This window comes from Streptococcus timonensis, assembly GCF_900095845.1.
GTDB classification, from domain to species: domain Bacteria; phylum Bacillota; class Bacilli; order Lactobacillales; family Streptococcaceae; genus Streptococcus; species Streptococcus timonensis.
Map to the genome: position 1 here is coordinate 540,822 of NZ_FMIX01000004.1, position 15,804 is coordinate 556,625.

Here is a 15,804-nt window from a genome sequence, read left to right on the forward strand (position 1 = left end):
AAGGTTTTGTGCGGGCTACGGATTACTATAACTTACTTACAGAATATTTCATGTTAGAGGTAGAAATTCCATCTTCAAATTATTACTCACAACTAATTCTTTGAATTTATCAGAAAAAGCCCAAATTAAATCATCATTTATATCTTTTGCACAAAACTCGAAGCCAGATATATTTTCAAAGAATACAGGTGGATAATCGATAAATTTCTCTCCATCTATTTCATAAAAATTTGATTTTTCCAAATTTACCAATTCAGCAGTTAATTTAATTTTTCCAAGGAAAAATTTAAATTCATCATTCTTAATTCTAAGTTTAGCTGGAAAAAAATCTAATTCATTTTTTAATGTATCAGCTAATTTATTAATAAAAGTTTCAGAGAACAATAACATCTTAGGAATTGTTTGAATATAATCTGTTTTAGAAATATTTTTGGAGGTATATCCACTCTGAGCTATAAAAACTGCTTCATCTGTATAATTGCCTTTATTGTAATTAATAAATTCCACAATTTTTCTATCATCCTGTTTTAAGTCCGCATAAGCATCTTTATTATCAACAGCAGAGTATATTTGATAAAGAGTCATCATTTTTTTCCTTTTTTACTATTACTTTTAGAAATTGGTGCAGTACAAGTATATTTTTAAAATGTTTATTTAAAGAACAAATATTTCAGACAACCTTACGGTTTGGTTAGATCTTGAACTGACTATTCGTTTAAAGATAAGGCAAATCTAAGGCCTCATCATAACTTTCATCTAAGATTTTATTGACTGAGGCGGCAAACTGAATAGCCTTCATATCAATAGTTTCAGGATTGTCAGAAATCGGAAAGACAGCTATACCTATATTATTTTCTATCAACCATGGTATTCCATCCTCTAAAAATTCTTCTATCTCAATTTCATAAATATCAGAATTCTTATCTTCAGAATTTGCCATAATTCTTGCGAATTCTAATTCAGGCCATATGGCTAAAGATGAATTTTTCTCATCTCCCCATAATATCCAATCTCCTTCTTCGTCTGCTAAAACATATAGAACTCCAGAGTCAGCTATCCTTTTTAAAGTATGCTCACAACGTTCTTGACTGGACAAATTAAGAATTGCATTTATTGCTTTTTGTTGTAAAACCATCGACAAATAAGGTAAATCAAATTCTTCCCCATACCACTCATAAAAATAGTCATTGATCATCTTAGCAAATTCAATTGGATCCAAAATAATAGTTTCTTTTTTTTCATCTATAGGAAAAATAGCTAATCTAATATTATTTTCAGACATTAAAGGAACGGTATCTTCTAAGAAGTTCTCTAGTTCCATTTCATCTATTCTCAATGCTTGAGGATTCCATTGGAGAGCTAACTCCGCAAACTCATATTCTGGAAAGATCATTAGATATTCTTTTCCTTCATCATCTTGCAAACATATCCAGTCATCCTTTCCATTTAGTAGGTATAAAGTTTCGATACCAGATATAGTTTTAATAGAATAATCCAATCTTTCTTTAGCTGATAATTTAACAATTGAATCAATTGCTTGTTTTGGCAGGCCCATTATTTAAATCCTTTCTACTTTCGTGAATCTTTGATTTCTTGCTCAGATTTTCCACCACATTTTTTTGATGCTCGCAAAGGTTGTCTTCAACCACCATTATCTTTTTTATGCTGAAGTCTATGTAATATTCTTGTCAAAAGACTCGTAAAGGTATAGCTAAACCCTTTCTTACTCTCATATCCTCTCCAGTGAGCTAAATCAAAGCTAGGTAGTAATCTCAAGGACAATTTAGTAGTTTTACCTAGACTCTTACGAGTCTCTACTCTTCTAATTTCATTCTGCACCCAGCCACGGACAAAACGAGGTTGAGATTTATCAGTTGCAAGTGCCCTAATACGTTCCTGTTTTCCTGCATAACTTCTTCGCAGTCCTAAAAAATCAACCCAATTTTGAATATTAGGAGTAAACTGATACAAATTCTCTCCACCCAACAACCCAATCGGATCCTGGTTCACAAACTGCCCTGCATCAGGTCGTAATACCTGAAGAAGTTGTAGTGCAGCCCGTTCTCATGGTCGCAATACTGGTTTTGCAGACGGAAGGTTTGGTAAGAGCTATTCGTTACCTTGGTTTCTTCTTTCAGACGACCCCAGCCGGTATAGTTGCCGAACCACAGTAAATTACCGTCTTTGTCGGTCATCTCTCTTGGGATGTCGATTTGGTCGCAGTGGAAGTAGCGGGTTTGGTTTTCGAGGTCGTCTGAAAATCGATTTCAGATAACCTTGATATTTAGCGTAACTCGACCTAACCTACGACTACTGTTTGTTAAGAGGAATTTATTGTCCTTGACCAAGAATTTCTTCTCCAATTATTGAATCTAACTCTATCCATGCTTCTTCAAGTTGATTAACAATAGAAGATTCATTTTTATTTGGATCGTCTTTTAAATTGAGATACCAAATATGTGTTAATTTCGGTATTTCATATAAATAAGACGCCAATCTTTTTTCAATTAGATTATGATTATGAGTATAATGCTTTATTTCATTTAAAATTTTTTATAATTCTTGATAGTCCTTTACATCGAATTCAAGATCCATTCTGACCTTATCAATAAAACTATTATTTTCAAGTTTTTCTAATAATTCTTTCATAGTAACCACCTTTAAGTTATACAAAGCCAAGGATTGCTTCTGCTGGAATAGTTTATTTATTTTAAAAAAGTTAAGCATTCACTCCAATAGAAATAGATAACACATCTTTCTCATTGTCGAGTAGAGATATATCGATGACTTTATCTATTTTATGACTAAAGAATTTTAAACAATAAAAATTAGGTTTGTTTATTAATTCTAGCCAATTGCTAATATTTTTTATTTTGATAATAAACAAGGGGAATAATTCTATTGGTATTTCAGCCGAATCATTTATTCCTCCATAAAAGTATACATAAGCAATATCATTTTCCTCTGGTGCAAAAAAATTTAATATTTCATTTTTTATCGATAAACTAAAATTTTCTTTTGATAATTCTATATTTCTATAGGGGGTAAAAGTACGATTTATTATGTCACATGAGAGTGGATATGGAATAATTTTTTCAGAATCTAAAATTAAATTATTTAAAAAATGAATCTCTTTCATTTTTTTCATTAAATTTTTTTGTTTTAAAGTAAAGATCTTATCTTCTAAAGTTGTCATGATACTATTTCCTATGTTGTACGGTTACATTATCTTTGTAGCACTTCCAAGAAAATGTACCATTCCCATTATTTCTTTTTTGACTAAGATTTCCATCCATTTTGGTAGTGGCTACATGCCAGTGCGGACAAGGATGTTTTGCAATCGGAAGGGTTGATATGCGCTATCCGTTACCTTGATTTCCTCTTTCAGACGACCCCAAGCGGTGTATTCGCCGTACCAAAAGAGATTGCCTTCATCATCGATCATCTCACGCGGGATGCCGATTAGGTCGCAGTGGAAGTAGTGGGTTTGTTGGCGGCTTTCGCCGTCTGCGGTTGTCCAGTTGCGTACCTGCGCCAAGGAGTCGTAGCTGTCGGGATCGGTGTAGATATAGGTATATCTGCCGTCCGGGTGGACTTCCTGCAAGAGGTGGCTGCCGTCCCAAACGAAGTGGGTTTGGTTTTAGAGGTCGTTCCCGCTTAAATAATGCGGGAATGACGTTTCTGAAATTTCTTCGTTTTTCAGACGACCTTTTAAATTGTAAGAACAAAACCCGCGTGCATGCCTTTGGGCACACATATTACGTGCGGGCTACGGTTTGCTAAAATCAATCATATTTACCATAAATTTCATGAATATAATCTTCTCCTAATATTTCTTTTCTTTGTTCTATTGTTAATGCATTCCAAAGAGTTTTGTAGTACAACTTATGGATAATAGGATAATATGTATCCCCAAATTTTTTAATGATATTAATATCTTCTGAACGACTTGGATCGTGAAAAATTTCATTTAGTTTATCCATTAACAGATAAATTTCCATAATATCTTCTTTATTCAGAATTTTCATATATTTTTTTCTTGTGTATTCTTTTTTCATAAAATCTCCCAAAATAAAACATTTTTATTTAAAAATTGGATTTCTACCATTTAAGATTAAATATCCTTTGTAGACTACGCTTGTTAAATAAAAAAATAAGTTTCAAAGTTCGTTATATTTTAATGGTAAGCATAAAGATTCCATGAAGATTTTAGCTTTTTCGGAAACAAAAACTCCTAATTTATCCCCAGCACCATAATAAAAATCTGATTCATTATTAATAACATAATCCCATTCTTGAGAAGAATTTTTATGAAAACTAATAGAATCATTAGCTTTTATCCACCACAAATTTGGCATTTTGTCTGCAATTGATTGATTGTGCCTACCTTTCTCAATTACATCATCAATGGAGTAATATTTTTCAAAATAATCTTCTGAAAGATTTTTCCAATCACACTTAATAATTTTATTTTTGACTGCAAGAATTGGAGTAAATCCAGTTAGTCCTGAGGCAAATAAAGAATCTTTAATTTTTTGGGAAACTATCAAGTTTCTATTTGATACATAGGCCTCTGGTACATCAGGACCTAGTCGATCAATATATATTTCAGGGCTAGGAACATTTCTAGTTTTTTTAGAGGCATTTCCTTCCCATAAAATATGAGCAAAATCGCCGTAAATATCAGTTTTTTTAGAAAATGAGGAAAGATCGCTATAAACTTCAAATAATTTCATAATTATCACCTTTTACAAAAAATCTATTATTTTTTTTCCAATTATAAAGGCAGTTGGCCCATTTTGTTTATATTTTCTAATATAATTTCTAGTTGCTCCAGGAATGTTGTGTTGTTTCATCATAACTTGTATTTGATCCAATATGTCAGATAATTTGAAATTAGGATTATTACTAAACCAAGTTTTCCATTGCTGGTTCCAACCTCTCCTATGTATATTATCATGTTTTTTTGCATCAATACGTACTATTTGCTGATCTATAAATTGCCGTCTTGCCTTTTTACTTTTAAGTCTACATTGTTCTAATTAAGCTACAAAATCTTCATCTTTAAGCATTTCTTGAGGAACAGTACGATGATCTCGCATCGCATTAGGCCTTTGTGATCTTAAGCGGTGGTTTGGCTTTCTATCCAAACCCCATGGATCTATCCAGCCTTGTATATTAGGCGTAAACTGATACAGGTTCTCCCCGCCAAACAACCAATCGGATCCTGATTCACAAACCGATCCGCCTCAGACTCATAATACCTGATGAAGTTGTAATGCAGTCCGATCTCTTCATCGAAGTATTGGTTTTGCAGTCTGAACAGCTAATGCGCATCCTTGTAAACCCTTTCATTCTTTTTCAGACGGCCCCAGGCGGTGTATTCGCCGAACCACAAGAGCTTGCTGTCCTTATCGGTCATCTCACGTGGGATGACGATTTGGTCGCGGTGGAAGTAGTGGGTTTGTTGGCGGCTTTCTCCTTCTTCGTTGATGTGGTTTTGACAGGCGAAACCGCGTGCGTACGTACCTCACATACCCTACGTCAGGACTGAAGGTTTTGTGCGGGCTACGACTTACTTTACATCGTAATTGGAAGTTTCATTGGCTACAGTTCGATTACACCTCGATAAAACATTCAAAAAAATCAAAGTGATTTTTATCGAATGCAATTAATAACTTGCCTTCAGGTATTTTTTTCCCTGTCATACCTCCTATGCAAATTCCGAGGTTCTTAAAAAGAATATATTTTTTTCCTTCAATAAATTCTGAATCGATGGCTTTAAGGTCTTCGATTGAATTTTTAAATATATCAATATCTCCTAATATGGGATTAGAATCTTTTAAGCAATATCCATAAACTAGTTTATCGTTTTCATAAACTAACTCACAAGCATTTCTATATTCCACCTTATTATTCATAATATTATCTTCAACCATTCTTGCTGGTTTTCCATATTTTTCTTGTACGTCCTCAAGAGAAGTACCAAATACAAAATCACCAATTGATTCATATGGCTTAATCAAGTAGTTCATATTAACCCTTTCCAATATATTTACATTAATAAAATTAGGAACATTTACCAATAATTCTACGAAATCTTGTTGCCTGTTTCCTAGAAATTCTTTCTGCCGTTTGGTTTCCGAAATCATCCTTCCTACATGATTTTATAAACGCCTTTTATTCTATTTCAAAGGCAACAGTATGATATGAAAATCTTTTTGTGCGTATATTTTTGACGAAATAAGATGAAAGTCGCCTGAAAGTTCGTTTTCAGACGACCTCTATGTCAACTGCTAATGAGATTGTTAATGAACAAATGATTCAGACAGCCTCAAAGAAGATAGTGAGGTCGTTTGAACAGAACCCGTGTGCGTGCGTACCGCACACCCTACGTCGGGATTGGAAGTTTCATGTGGTCTACGGCTTGCTTGGGCTACTTTACAGTTGATAATTAAATTAGAAAATTATGTCTAATACTCTATTTTTTAAAATAAATTCTTTTTTTAAATGTTCTAAAATATTATCTAACTCTCCCTTGCTTAAAATTTGGTTGGTCTTAGTAAATTTTGCTGTTTTCGCATATAGGGAAAAGTGAAACTCATTATTTGGAAAGGACATTTCTCCTTCAAATGAAATTTCATGTCCATTTAAAGAAACAATTAACATACCTCTTGAAATTTTTTCAATTACGAAATCATCCATAGTAATTACCTTTGAAATATAACAGTTGAAATCTTTGTTTTAGGATCTATTATTACTATTTTTATTATATTAGGATTGTTCTTCAAAGCGGGTAATTCTCTATTTTCCCATATATTTCCTGGTCGCAGATCTTTGCCAATAACGCCTGTTAGAGTACCAGAAGCGCATGTTGCATACTCTGATGAAATATCTTCCCATGCTTTAATGCTTGCTTGGTTATTTTGATCCCACGTAGGCATGATAATTTTTCTAGCTTCAATTAACATTTCTAATATTGTTCCTCCATTAGATTTGGCAATATCGGCAGCAATATGTTGTCCACCAATACCATTTGTTCTACCTGACCAAAAAAATGCTGTGTTTGGTTCTGTTTTAACTTTGCTATTTTCACAGCATTTATTCAAACCTAGAGGATCAACCCACTCCTGCGCATTCGGCGCAAAAGCATAAAAATTCTACCAGCCCACTAATCCTATGGGATCTTGATTGTTAAACCGTCCGATTCTACTGTCGTAGTACCTGAAGAAGTTGTAATAAAGCCCCGTCTTACGGTCGGCATACTGGTTCTGCAGGCGGAAGGGTTGGTAAGCATTATCCGTTACTCTAGTTTTCTCTTTCAGACGACCCCAGCCGGTGTAGTTGCCGAACCACAGCAAATTACCGTCCTTATCGGTCATCTCTCTAAGGATGCCGATTGGATCGCAGTGGAAGTAGTGGGTTTGTTGGCGGTTTTCGCCGTCTTCGTTGATGTGGTTTTGATAGGCGAAACCGCGTGCGTACCGCACACCCTACGTCGGGATTGGAGATTTCATGTGGGCTACGGCTTGCTACGTTCATTAATTTATGCCAACCTACGTTTTCTTTAATCTAAATCGAATTAACAAGAGCTTGGTTATTAATTACGGCCATTAAAGTCAAATTCTGTTGGATAATTTTCAATATTTTTTATATTTACTCGTTTAAAATTTATTAAAAAGCCAAATTCAGGTAATTCTTTTTCTTGCTTATTGTACTGCATATTATTTAATACAGATATGTTTAATTCATATGTTCCTATTTCTAATTCTATTCTATGGGCAATTAATTTTGAATCGCCATCAATTTCTATTGTTATTTGATTTGACTCTTTAAAATTATTGTATTTCCAATTATATAATTCACTATCACTCACTATCCATAGTCTGGTTTCAGGTTGGATATTAAAGTAAAAATCTGAGAAAGCTCTTTTTGATGACCAATTATTTGGAATATTTTCTTCATTGATATAGAAACTAAATTCTCCTGAATTTATATCTTGGATAGGAAATAATGAACCCTCCTTGCATAAGGTAATATAATGTTCTATATTTTTTTCCCAAAAAGATAATATATTTTTAGTTCTTAAACTGCTAATTTTTTTCATTGATACTTCTAATCTGTTGCTATCAATAATAAAAAATTTATAATCATAATTACTAATATTTAAATACATGTAAAAAACCTTAATCGTTAGTTTAAGATGAAGGTCGCCTGAAAGTTCGTTTTCAGACGACCTCTATGTTAACTGCCAATGAGATTGGTAAAGAACAAATGGTTCAGACGACCTCAAAGAAGATAGTGAGGTCGTCCTTACACAATTTAGATTCTAAATAGGGTTATCTTGTAGAAAGGTGTACCACATATCATCTATATCAGCACCATCAAATATATATTTATATCTACTTCCAAATATATATTCCTCAATAAATGAAGAGAAAGGAATACTTTTTCTACTATCAACATTAAATGTTACTTGATCATTGAGCCTATTTAAAAAAATTGGTTCATATAAAACTTGTCCTATTTCATAAGTATAGTCTTGTATATTTTTTGGTACTCTATATTGTCTATCCAATATCTCTTCTGTATTCCATAATTCTATATCTCCAAAAGAACCCCCATTACATAATAATAAAAATTGTTTATGTTCAGGTGCCAAAAATTGCTCTAGATGTTCACTTATCCTATCCGCACCTTGAGGAATATTTCCGTATAAAGGAGCATCAGGCAAGTCAGACAAACAATTTCTATAATGTTTAATTATTTAAGATAAATTCATAACAATTTCCAAATCAGGTTGCATTATTCTTTTTACCCTCTCAATTAATTTATTTGCAAAGTCTCGATTTCGGGCTTAATATTGTCTCCAAACTCTTTTAATTAAATCACTTTTGTAACATTTAGTTACAGAGGGATCTCGTTTAACTTTTTCTATTGTTACTAATTTTCCTGCATCACCGAGTTTTTTTAATGTTTCTGCTTTTCGTTGGAATTCTCGACGAGACATTCCAGTAACAAATTTTAATGTAATAGTAACAGGTGTTGATGACAAACCTAAAAAGTCAGCCCAGCTTGGCGCAAACTGATACAGGTTATCCCCACCTACCAACCCAATCGGGTCTTGATTTACAAACCGCCCGGCCTCAGGCTCATAATACCGCATCAGGTTGTAATACAGCCTGGTCTCTTCATCATAATACTGGTTTTCACTGTCGGTCAGCTGGCTGTAGATCAGGTTGCCATGTCCATTTAGCACCGTATTTTTCAAGTAAATCAAAGCTGGCTTGTGGTCCCATGCTACCTGATTTATAATCATGAAGAGGAACGCCATTATCAGCCCACAACTTCTCGATACGGTCAATCAATTCCCAAGAAGCGCTAACTTCTTCCCAATGGCTAAAGTTAGTTGAATCGTTATTCAATACATCGTAGATTAACTTTTCATAAGGATCTGGTGAAGCACCTGTAGCTGTAGCATCAGTTCTGTAGTCAAGCGAATTGTGTGCAAGTTTGAACTCTTCTCCAACTTCTTTACCGTTAAGACTGAGAGAGAAACCTTCTGTTGGTTGGATATAGATGGTCAAAATATTTGGTGCTAGAGGCTCTCCAAAAATGGAATCCATTTGCTTAAAGACGATATTGACATGCGTTCCCTTTTCAGTCATTCGTTTACCTGTACGGAAGAAGAATGGAACACCACGGAAACGGTCACTTTCAACAAAGAAAGCGCCTGAAGCAAAGGTTTCTGTCATTGATTCTGGGTTAACATTTGGTTCACTACGGTAAGAAATGTACTTCATACCATCAATTTTACCAGAACGGTATTGGCCTCTAATGAATTGTTCTTTGAGTTCTTCATCTGTTGGATGATAGAGGTTTTTAAAGACCTTGATTTTTTCAGCTCGAATATCATCTTTGGTAAAACTTGCTGGTTTGTCCATAGCAAGTAGAGAAAGAAGTTGAAGTGTGTGGTTTTGTACCATATCACGAAGGGCACCAGACTCATCGTAGTAGCCTCCACGCTCTTCAACACCGAGGCGTTCTGCAAATGTAATCTGAACATTATCGATGTGGTCACGATTCCAAACATTTTCAAAGATCATATTGGCAAAACGAACTGCAAAGATACTCTGAATCATCTCTTTACCAAGATAGTGGTCGATACGATAGATTTGCTCTTCGTTAAAAGTAGCTAGAAGCTCTTCATTTAGTTTGCTTGCGGTCTCATAGTCAGTACCGAAAGGTTTTTCAACAATCAAACGTTCAAAGCCTTTACCGTCAACGATTTGCTCTGACTTGAGATGTTTAGCAATAGTTCCAAAGAACTGAGGTGCCATAGATAAAAAGAAGAGTTTGTTGTTTTCAGTTTGATACTTTTCATTTAACTCTGCCTGAAGTTTGCGTAATTCGATATAGTGTTCTGTATCATTGACATCATGGCTTTGATAGTAGAAGTGACTAGCGAACTCTTGAGCCTCTTCTGCGCTATCTGCCAAGTCTAAAATAGATTCGACAACAACAGATTCAAAATATTCTTTACTCCATGGTCGACGAGCAGTTCCAATTACAGCAAAATGCTCTGAAAGATTACCTGATTTATAGAGTCTAAAAAGTGAAGGGTAGAGCTTGCGATGGGCCAAGTCTCCACTAGCACCGAAAATTGTAACAATAACTTTTGATGACATCCAGCTACCTAATTTCTATTTACTTTCCTAGATATTCTAGGCATGAGGAAACCCTCATTTTGATACCTTCTATTTTATCATAATTTTCAAAAAAATCCAAAATCCCAATATAAGTAAGAAAAAAACTGCAAGGTTTCCCTTGCAGTTTTTTAAGCATTGAGGACCTTGTCCAAAAATTCTTTTAGACGAGGGTGTTGTGGATTGTCAAAGATTTGATCAGGTGTCCCATCTTCTAGGAATTCACCGTCTGCTGTAAAGATAACTCGATTGGCAACCTTACGAGCAAATCCCATTTCGTGGGTTACGATAATCATGGTCATGCCTTGTTCAGCCAACTCTTTCATAACCTTGAGAACATCACCGACCATCTCAGGGTCAAGGGCAGAAGTTGGCTCGTCAAAGAGCATAATATCAGGGTTCATAGCTAAACCGCGAGCGATAGCTACACGTTGTTTTTGACCACCGGATAGGCTTTCAGGATTGGCATTGGCCTTGTCAGCAAGCCCAACTTTTTCAAGGAGTTCCATACCCAATTTTTCAGCTTCAGCCTTAGTCATTAATTTATGTTCTACAGGAGCGAAAGTGATATTTTCCAATACGGTCATATGTGGAAAGAGATTGAAGTGCTGGAACACCATTCCGATATTTTCACGAACATGGTCTACGTTGGTAGATTTATCCGTCAAATCATAGCCATTAACTGTGATGCTTCCTTTTGTTCCTTCTTCGAGGAGATTTAAGCTACGCAAGAAAGTTGACTTACCTGAACCAGAAGGTCCAATGATACAAACAACATCTCCTTCATAGAATTTTGCTGAAATTCCTTTAAGGACTTTGTTTTTACCATATTGTTTATGTAAGTTATGAACGTCAATTTTTAAATTTGCCATTATTGAATCCTCTTTTCTAAGCGTTTTGCTAGTCTAGTTAGAAGAGTGATAATCACAAGGTAGAAAACTGCGAGAATTGCATACATTTTGAAACTTTGGTAGTTACGAGCAATGATAATCTTACCAGTCTGGAAGAGTTCTACCAAACCGATTGCAGATACGATCGTTGTATCTTTCAAAGCGATAACAAATTGGTTGACGAAGTTTGGAAGCATGAGCTTGGTTGCTTGTGGCAAGACAATCTTACGCATGGTTTTTCCATATGAAATACCAAGACTTCGACTGGCTTCCATTTGTCCAACAGGAACAGCCTTGATACCACCACGAACAATTTCAGCAATGTAGGCAGCTGAGTTTAGGGAAAGTGCGATAGTACCAGCGACAAAGTCGTTGATTGGACTTTGTTGGCCTGTAAGAGATTCGATAAAGTTAGGAATTCCCCAGAAAATGAAGGCTGCGAGAATCATCAATGGAATACCACGGATAACGTCAACGAAAATCTCTGAAATCAAACGAAGTGATTTATAAGGGCTGACACTAAACATACCAAAGATGATTCCGATGAAAATCGCAATAACAAATGAAATGAGTGCTAATGAGAGGGTAATTCCAAGTCCGCTGAGAAGTTGTTTGTAGTTGTTTTTCAATAAGCCCCAGATAGTTGTTTCATCAGCGGTTGAAGTTGTAGTAGTAGAACCGCTAGCTAAATACTTATCAAGAATCTTTTGGAATTCTCCATTCGCCTTAAGGTTTGCGAGTCCCTTGTTAAACTTCTCTAGCAATTCTGGATTACTTCCTTTTTTAACTGCAAAGGCAGTTTCTCCGATTGGTGTACCTGCGATTGGTGTTTTTAACTTTTGTCCTTGACCGATAGAATATTTAATAACAGGTTCGTCATCCATAACGGCATCAATTGAACCAGTGTTTAAGCTATCATACATAGATGCAGCATCGGAAAAAGTTTTGATCTTGTAACCGTACTTGCTTTGATTCTCTGTTAAGAAGGTTTGTGAAGCAGTACCATTTTTCACACCAACAGTCTTACCATTCAAATCTTCATAAGAAGAAATGGTACTTGATTCTTTAACACCAAGAATGGTATTTGCTGTATAGTAAGAATCAGAGAAATCAAAAGTTTCTTTACGAGCATCAGTCACTGACATACCTGCAATGATACCGTCTGCTTGTCCAGATTGGACTGCGTTAATAGCAGCATCAAAACCTGGATTGGTAACCTCGATTTCAAAACCTTGGTCTTCAGCGATTGCCTTGATTAGATCCATATCGATACCAGTGTATTGATTGCTTGAGTCCTGGAAAACAAATGGCGCAAAAGATGAGTCACTGGCGATAACATACTTGGTTTTTTCTGTGTCGGCTTTTGCTATTCCTAGTGAAAGAATAGGAAATAAAATTAGCAAACAAGCTAGAATTTTTTTCTTCATGTGATGTCTCCTTTCAAGATATTTTCAAATTATATCAAAAAATTTAAAGAACGGCAAATGTTTTATGTTTTCATGTCAGAAGATATAACATATGGCAAAATGAGGTAGTCTGTTGAGAAAAAGAAACTCTTTCCTTTTTATGGTAAAATAGAAGGAGTACTTAGAAAGGAGAAAAGATGATTGTTAAGTTTGACAGAGGCTTGCTTAAAGTTCAAATTGCATTGGGCCTGTTTTTTTCTCTCGTTCCATTGTGGTTGATTATTTCTTCCCTTTTAAATGATTCTTTGTATGATGATTATTTTGGTAAACTCTTTGTCTTTTTCCTTCTTCTGCTTCCGCTATATTTCGGTATTTATGCGGTAGATGGTATGATGAATTTTAGTAAAACAAAGAAATTAATAGAAGTAGATGAGCAGACCTTCACCTATTATGGAAAACTTTTTGGCCGAAAAACGTTTGAAATCCCCTTATCTGATATCGACCTTGTCATGAAAGATTGGTCAAGTCCCATAGCCGATATTAAGCGCTCTTCCTCTCTTCTTTATTATTTGAAGCGGATTGAATACTTTTTATACCCCCAATTTGAATTGGGTGATAATAAAAGATACCGGGTTCTGATGATACTATTCAAAGATAGTGAGACGGCGATCAAATTCGATAAAAAACTTGGTTTTCAGTTGCCAAAGAAGAGAAAATATGTTGCAAAGAACCAAATCATACGAATTCCCGTTGATAGAGGAGAGGTTTTCTCAGATCAAGAAATGAATGACTATATAAACGAAAGGAACGGTCATGATAGATAGAAAAGTAAATAACAAATTTAAACTTGTCTCCAAATACCAACCGTCTGGGGATCAACCGCAGGCCATCGAGCAGTTGGTGGATAACATCGAGGGTGGTGAGAAGGCGCAAATCCTGATGGGAGCGACTGGTACGGGGAAGACCTATACCATGAGCCAGGTCATTGCCCAGGTCAATAAACCGACCCTGGTCATCGCCCACAATAAGACACTAGCAGGCCAGCTCTATGGGGAGTTCAAGGAATTTTTCCCTGAAAATGCTGTTGAGTATTTTGTATCTTACTATGATTATTACCAGCCAGAAGCCTATGTGCCTTCAAGCGATACTTATATAGAAAAAGACAGTTCAGTCAATGATGAAATTGATAAACTTCGCCACTCAGCAACTTCAGCTCTCTTGGAGCGTAATGACGTTATCATTGTGGCATCAGTTTCTTGTATCTATGGTTTGGGTTCGCCGAAGGAATATGCTGATAGTGTGGTAAGTTTGCGTCCGGGTCTTGAGATTTCTCGAGATAAATTGCTCAATGATTTGGTGGATATCCAGTTTGAGCGCAATGACATCGATTTTCAGCGTGGAAGATTCCGTGTACGTGGGGATGTGGTGGAGATTTTCCCAGCCTCTCGTGATGAGCATGCCTTTCGTGTTGAGTTCTTCGGAGATGAGATTGATCGTATTCGTGAAGTCGAAGCTCTAACTGGTCAAGTTCTGGGCGAAGTGGATCATTTGGCGATTTTCCCAGCTACCCACTTCGTGACCAATGATGACCATATGGAAGTAGCCATTGCTAAGATTGAGGCTGAGTTGGAGGAGCAGTTAGCTATCTTTGAGAAGGAAGGTAAGCTCCTTGAAGCGCAACGTTTGAAACAACGGACAGAGTACGATATCGAGATGCTCCGTGAGATGGGCTATACAAACGGCGTTGAAAACTACTCCCGTCACATGGATGGACGGAGTGAAGGAGAGCCTCCTTATACTCTTCTGGACTTCTTCCCAGATGATTTTTTGATTATGATTGATGAGAGCCACATGACCATGGGACAGATAAAGGGCATGTATAATGGAGACCGTTCACGTAAGGAAATGTTGGTGAATTATGGTTTCCGTTTGCCATCTGCCTTGGATAATCGTCCTCTCCGTCGTGAAGAGTTTGAAAGTCATGTTCACCAGATCGTCTATGTTTCAGCGACACCTGGTGATTATGAACACGAGCAGACTGATACCGTTATTGAGCAAATCATTCGTCCAACTGGTCTTTTGGATCCAGAAGTAGAAGTGCGCCCAACTATGGGACAAATTGATGATCTTTTGGGTGAAATCAATGCCCGTGTTGAAAAGAACGAACGTACCTTTATTACAACCTTGACCAAGAAAATGGCTGAAGACTTGACTGATTACTTCAAAGAAATGGGTATCAAGGTTAAATACATGCACTCGGATATCAAAACCTTGGAGCGAACGGAGATTATCCGTGACCTGCGTTTGGGTGTATTTGATGTCTTGGTCGGAATCAATCTGCTCCGTGAAGGGATTGACGTTCCAGAGGTAAGTTTGGTTGCTATTCTCGATGCCGACAAGGAAGGTTTCCTTCGTAATGAGCGTGGACTTATTCAGACCATCGGTCGTGCAGCTCGTAATAGTAAGGGGCATGTCATCATGTATGCTGATACTATGACTCAATCTATGCAAAAAGCCATCGATGAAACAGCTCGTCGTCGGAAAATCCAGATGGCCTATAATGAAGAACACGGTATCGTGCCACAAACGATTAAGAAAGAAATCCGTGACTTAATCTCTGTAACCAAGGTAGTTGCCAAGGAAGAGGACAAGGAAGTCGATATCAATAGCCTTAACAAACAAGAACGTAAAGAATTGGTTAAGAAACTGGAAAAACAAATGCAAGAAGCCGTCGAAGTGCTTGACTTTGAACTAGCAGCCCAGATTCGTGATATGATGTTGGAAGTCAAGGCGTTGGATTGA

The 15,804-nt window shown here is 36.1% G+C and carries 24 protein-coding genes; 3 read left to right on the top strand and 21 right to left on the bottom strand.

Going from position 1 to position 15,804, the window contains the following annotated elements; genetic code table 11:
• Positions 1-48 precede the first annotated feature (48 nt).
• The 11 genes from BQ2679_RS06105 to BQ2679_RS11250 form a co-directional block, all read right to left on the bottom strand.
• On the bottom strand, positions 49-585 hold the full coding sequence (locus BQ2679_RS06105) for a hypothetical protein (protein WP_075567340.1): 537 nt from the start codon (positions 583-585) through the stop codon (positions 49-51).
• Between the two features lie 130 nt (positions 586-715).
• Complete coding sequence (locus BQ2679_RS06110) at positions 716-1,555, bottom strand: DUF2750 domain-containing protein (protein ID WP_075567342.1); 840 nt, start codon at positions 1,553-1,555, stop codon at positions 716-718.
• A gap of 86 nt (positions 1,556-1,641) precedes the next feature.
• Positions 1,642-2,010, bottom strand: coding sequence for a polymorphic toxin type 8 domain-containing protein (locus BQ2679_RS10985; RefSeq protein WP_209444054.1), 369 nt, complete (start codon positions 2,008-2,010; stop codon positions 1,642-1,644).
• Positions 2,007-2,195, bottom strand: coding sequence for a hypothetical protein (locus tag BQ2679_RS10510; protein ID WP_244491715.1), 189 nt, complete (start codon positions 2,193-2,195; stop codon positions 2,007-2,009). Before BQ2679_RS10510 ends, BQ2679_RS10985 begins: the two co-directional genes overlap by 4 nt.
• A gap of 136 nt (positions 2,196-2,331) precedes the next feature.
• Positions 2,332-2,496 (bottom strand): hypothetical protein, encoded by a 165-nt coding sequence (locus tag BQ2679_RS11075; RefSeq protein WP_244491716.1) that lies wholly within the window; start codon positions 2,494-2,496, stop codon positions 2,332-2,334.
• Positions 2,497-2,719: 223 nt separating this feature from the next.
• Positions 2,720-3,196: a hypothetical protein gene (locus BQ2679_RS06130; protein ID WP_075567280.1), complete on the bottom strand. Its 477-nt coding sequence runs from the start codon at positions 3,194-3,196 to the stop codon at positions 2,720-2,722.
• A 111-nt stretch (positions 3,197-3,307) separates the two neighbouring features.
• Entirely contained in the window at positions 3,308-3,604 is a 297-nt protein-coding gene (locus BQ2679_RS10990; protein ID WP_075567348.1) for an RHS domain-containing protein, read from the bottom strand.
• Positions 3,605-3,785: 181 nt separating this feature from the next.
• A complete protein-coding gene (locus BQ2679_RS06140) occupies positions 3,786-4,058 on the bottom strand; it encodes a hypothetical protein (protein WP_075567351.1) in 273 nt (90 codons plus the stop codon).
• Between the two features lie 102 nt (positions 4,059-4,160).
• Entirely contained in the window at positions 4,161-4,736 is a 576-nt protein-coding gene (locus tag BQ2679_RS06145) for a hypothetical protein (RefSeq protein WP_075567354.1), read from the bottom strand.
• Between the two features lie 12 nt (positions 4,737-4,748).
• Positions 4,749-4,997, bottom strand: coding sequence for a hypothetical protein (locus BQ2679_RS11245; protein ID WP_392392666.1), 249 nt, complete (start codon positions 4,995-4,997; stop codon positions 4,749-4,751).
• 164 nt (positions 4,998-5,161) lie between these two features.
• Positions 5,162-5,326 carry an RHS repeat-associated core domain-containing protein gene (locus BQ2679_RS11250; protein WP_392392667.1) on the bottom strand — a complete coding sequence of 55 codons (165 nt, stop codon included), beginning with the start codon at positions 5,324-5,326 and terminating at the stop codon, positions 5,162-5,164.
• Between BQ2679_RS11250 and BQ2679_RS11080 the strand changes: the two genes are divergently transcribed.
• On the top strand, positions 5,279-5,554 hold the full coding sequence (locus BQ2679_RS11080) for a hypothetical protein (protein ID WP_244491717.1): 276 nt from the start codon (positions 5,279-5,281) through the stop codon (positions 5,552-5,554). The two genes, BQ2679_RS11250 and BQ2679_RS11080, sit on opposite strands and share 48 nt — an antisense overlap.
• A gap of 64 nt (positions 5,555-5,618) precedes the next feature.
• Here BQ2679_RS11080 and BQ2679_RS06160 read toward each other — a convergent pair whose 3' ends face one another.
• The 10 genes from BQ2679_RS06160 to BQ2679_RS06200 form a co-directional block, all read right to left on the bottom strand.
• Complete coding sequence (locus tag BQ2679_RS06160; protein ID WP_075567360.1) at positions 5,619-6,152, bottom strand: CTP synthase; 534 nt, start codon at positions 6,150-6,152, stop codon at positions 5,619-5,621.
• Between the two features lie 307 nt (positions 6,153-6,459).
• Positions 6,460-6,705 carry a hypothetical protein gene (locus tag BQ2679_RS06165; RefSeq protein ID WP_075567363.1) on the bottom strand — a complete coding sequence of 82 codons (246 nt, stop codon included), beginning with the start codon at positions 6,703-6,705 and terminating at the stop codon, positions 6,460-6,462.
• A 5-nt stretch (positions 6,706-6,710) separates the two neighbouring features.
• The gene (locus BQ2679_RS11000) at positions 6,711-7,109 is read right to left on the bottom strand and encodes a hypothetical protein (protein WP_187364745.1); all 399 of its coding nucleotides are present in this window, start codon (positions 7,107-7,109) and stop codon (positions 6,711-6,713) included.
• A 51-nt stretch (positions 7,110-7,160) separates the two neighbouring features.
• A complete protein-coding gene (locus tag BQ2679_RS11005; protein WP_209444055.1) occupies positions 7,161-7,490 on the bottom strand; it encodes an RHS repeat-associated core domain-containing protein in 330 nt (109 codons plus the stop codon).
• Between the two features lie 110 nt (positions 7,491-7,600).
• Positions 7,601-8,107 (bottom strand): hypothetical protein, encoded by a 507-nt coding sequence (locus BQ2679_RS06175; protein WP_244491718.1) that lies wholly within the window; start codon positions 8,105-8,107, stop codon positions 7,601-7,603.
• Positions 8,108-8,329: 222 nt separating this feature from the next.
• Positions 8,330-8,743 (bottom strand): hypothetical protein, encoded by a 414-nt coding sequence (locus BQ2679_RS06180; RefSeq protein WP_209444056.1) that lies wholly within the window; start codon positions 8,741-8,743, stop codon positions 8,330-8,332.
• Positions 8,744-8,857: 114 nt separating this feature from the next.
• Positions 8,858-9,280, bottom strand: coding sequence for an RHS repeat-associated core domain-containing protein (locus tag BQ2679_RS11085; protein WP_244491719.1), 423 nt, complete (start codon positions 9,278-9,280; stop codon positions 8,858-8,860).
• On the bottom strand, positions 9,210-10,688 hold the full coding sequence (gene zwf / locus BQ2679_RS06190) for a glucose-6-phosphate dehydrogenase (protein ID WP_075567367.1): 1,479 nt from the start codon (positions 10,686-10,688) through the stop codon (positions 9,210-9,212). The genes BQ2679_RS11085 and zwf overlap by 71 nt, the downstream gene beginning before the upstream one ends.
• Before the next feature lie 149 nt (positions 10,689-10,837).
• Positions 10,838-11,578 carry an amino acid ABC transporter ATP-binding protein gene (locus BQ2679_RS06195; protein WP_075567371.1) on the bottom strand — a complete coding sequence of 247 codons (741 nt, stop codon included), beginning with the start codon at positions 11,576-11,578 and terminating at the stop codon, positions 10,838-10,840.
• Positions 11,578-13,023 (bottom strand): amino acid ABC transporter substrate-binding protein/permease, encoded by a 1,446-nt coding sequence (locus BQ2679_RS06200; protein WP_075567373.1) that lies wholly within the window; start codon positions 13,021-13,023, stop codon positions 11,578-11,580. Before BQ2679_RS06200 ends, BQ2679_RS06195 begins: the two co-directional genes overlap by 1 nt.
• Before the next feature lie 176 nt (positions 13,024-13,199).
• Between BQ2679_RS06200 and BQ2679_RS06205 the strand changes: the two genes are divergently transcribed.
• Together BQ2679_RS06205 and uvrB are read left to right on the top strand one after the other, a co-directional pair.
• A complete protein-coding gene (locus tag BQ2679_RS06205; RefSeq protein WP_075567376.1) occupies positions 13,200-13,826 on the top strand; it encodes a hypothetical protein in 627 nt (208 codons plus the stop codon).
• Positions 13,816-15,804 (top strand): excinuclease ABC subunit UvrB, encoded by a 1,989-nt coding sequence (gene uvrB, locus BQ2679_RS06210; protein ID WP_075567379.1) that lies wholly within the window; start codon positions 13,816-13,818, stop codon positions 15,802-15,804. The genes BQ2679_RS06205 and uvrB overlap by 11 nt, the downstream gene beginning before the upstream one ends.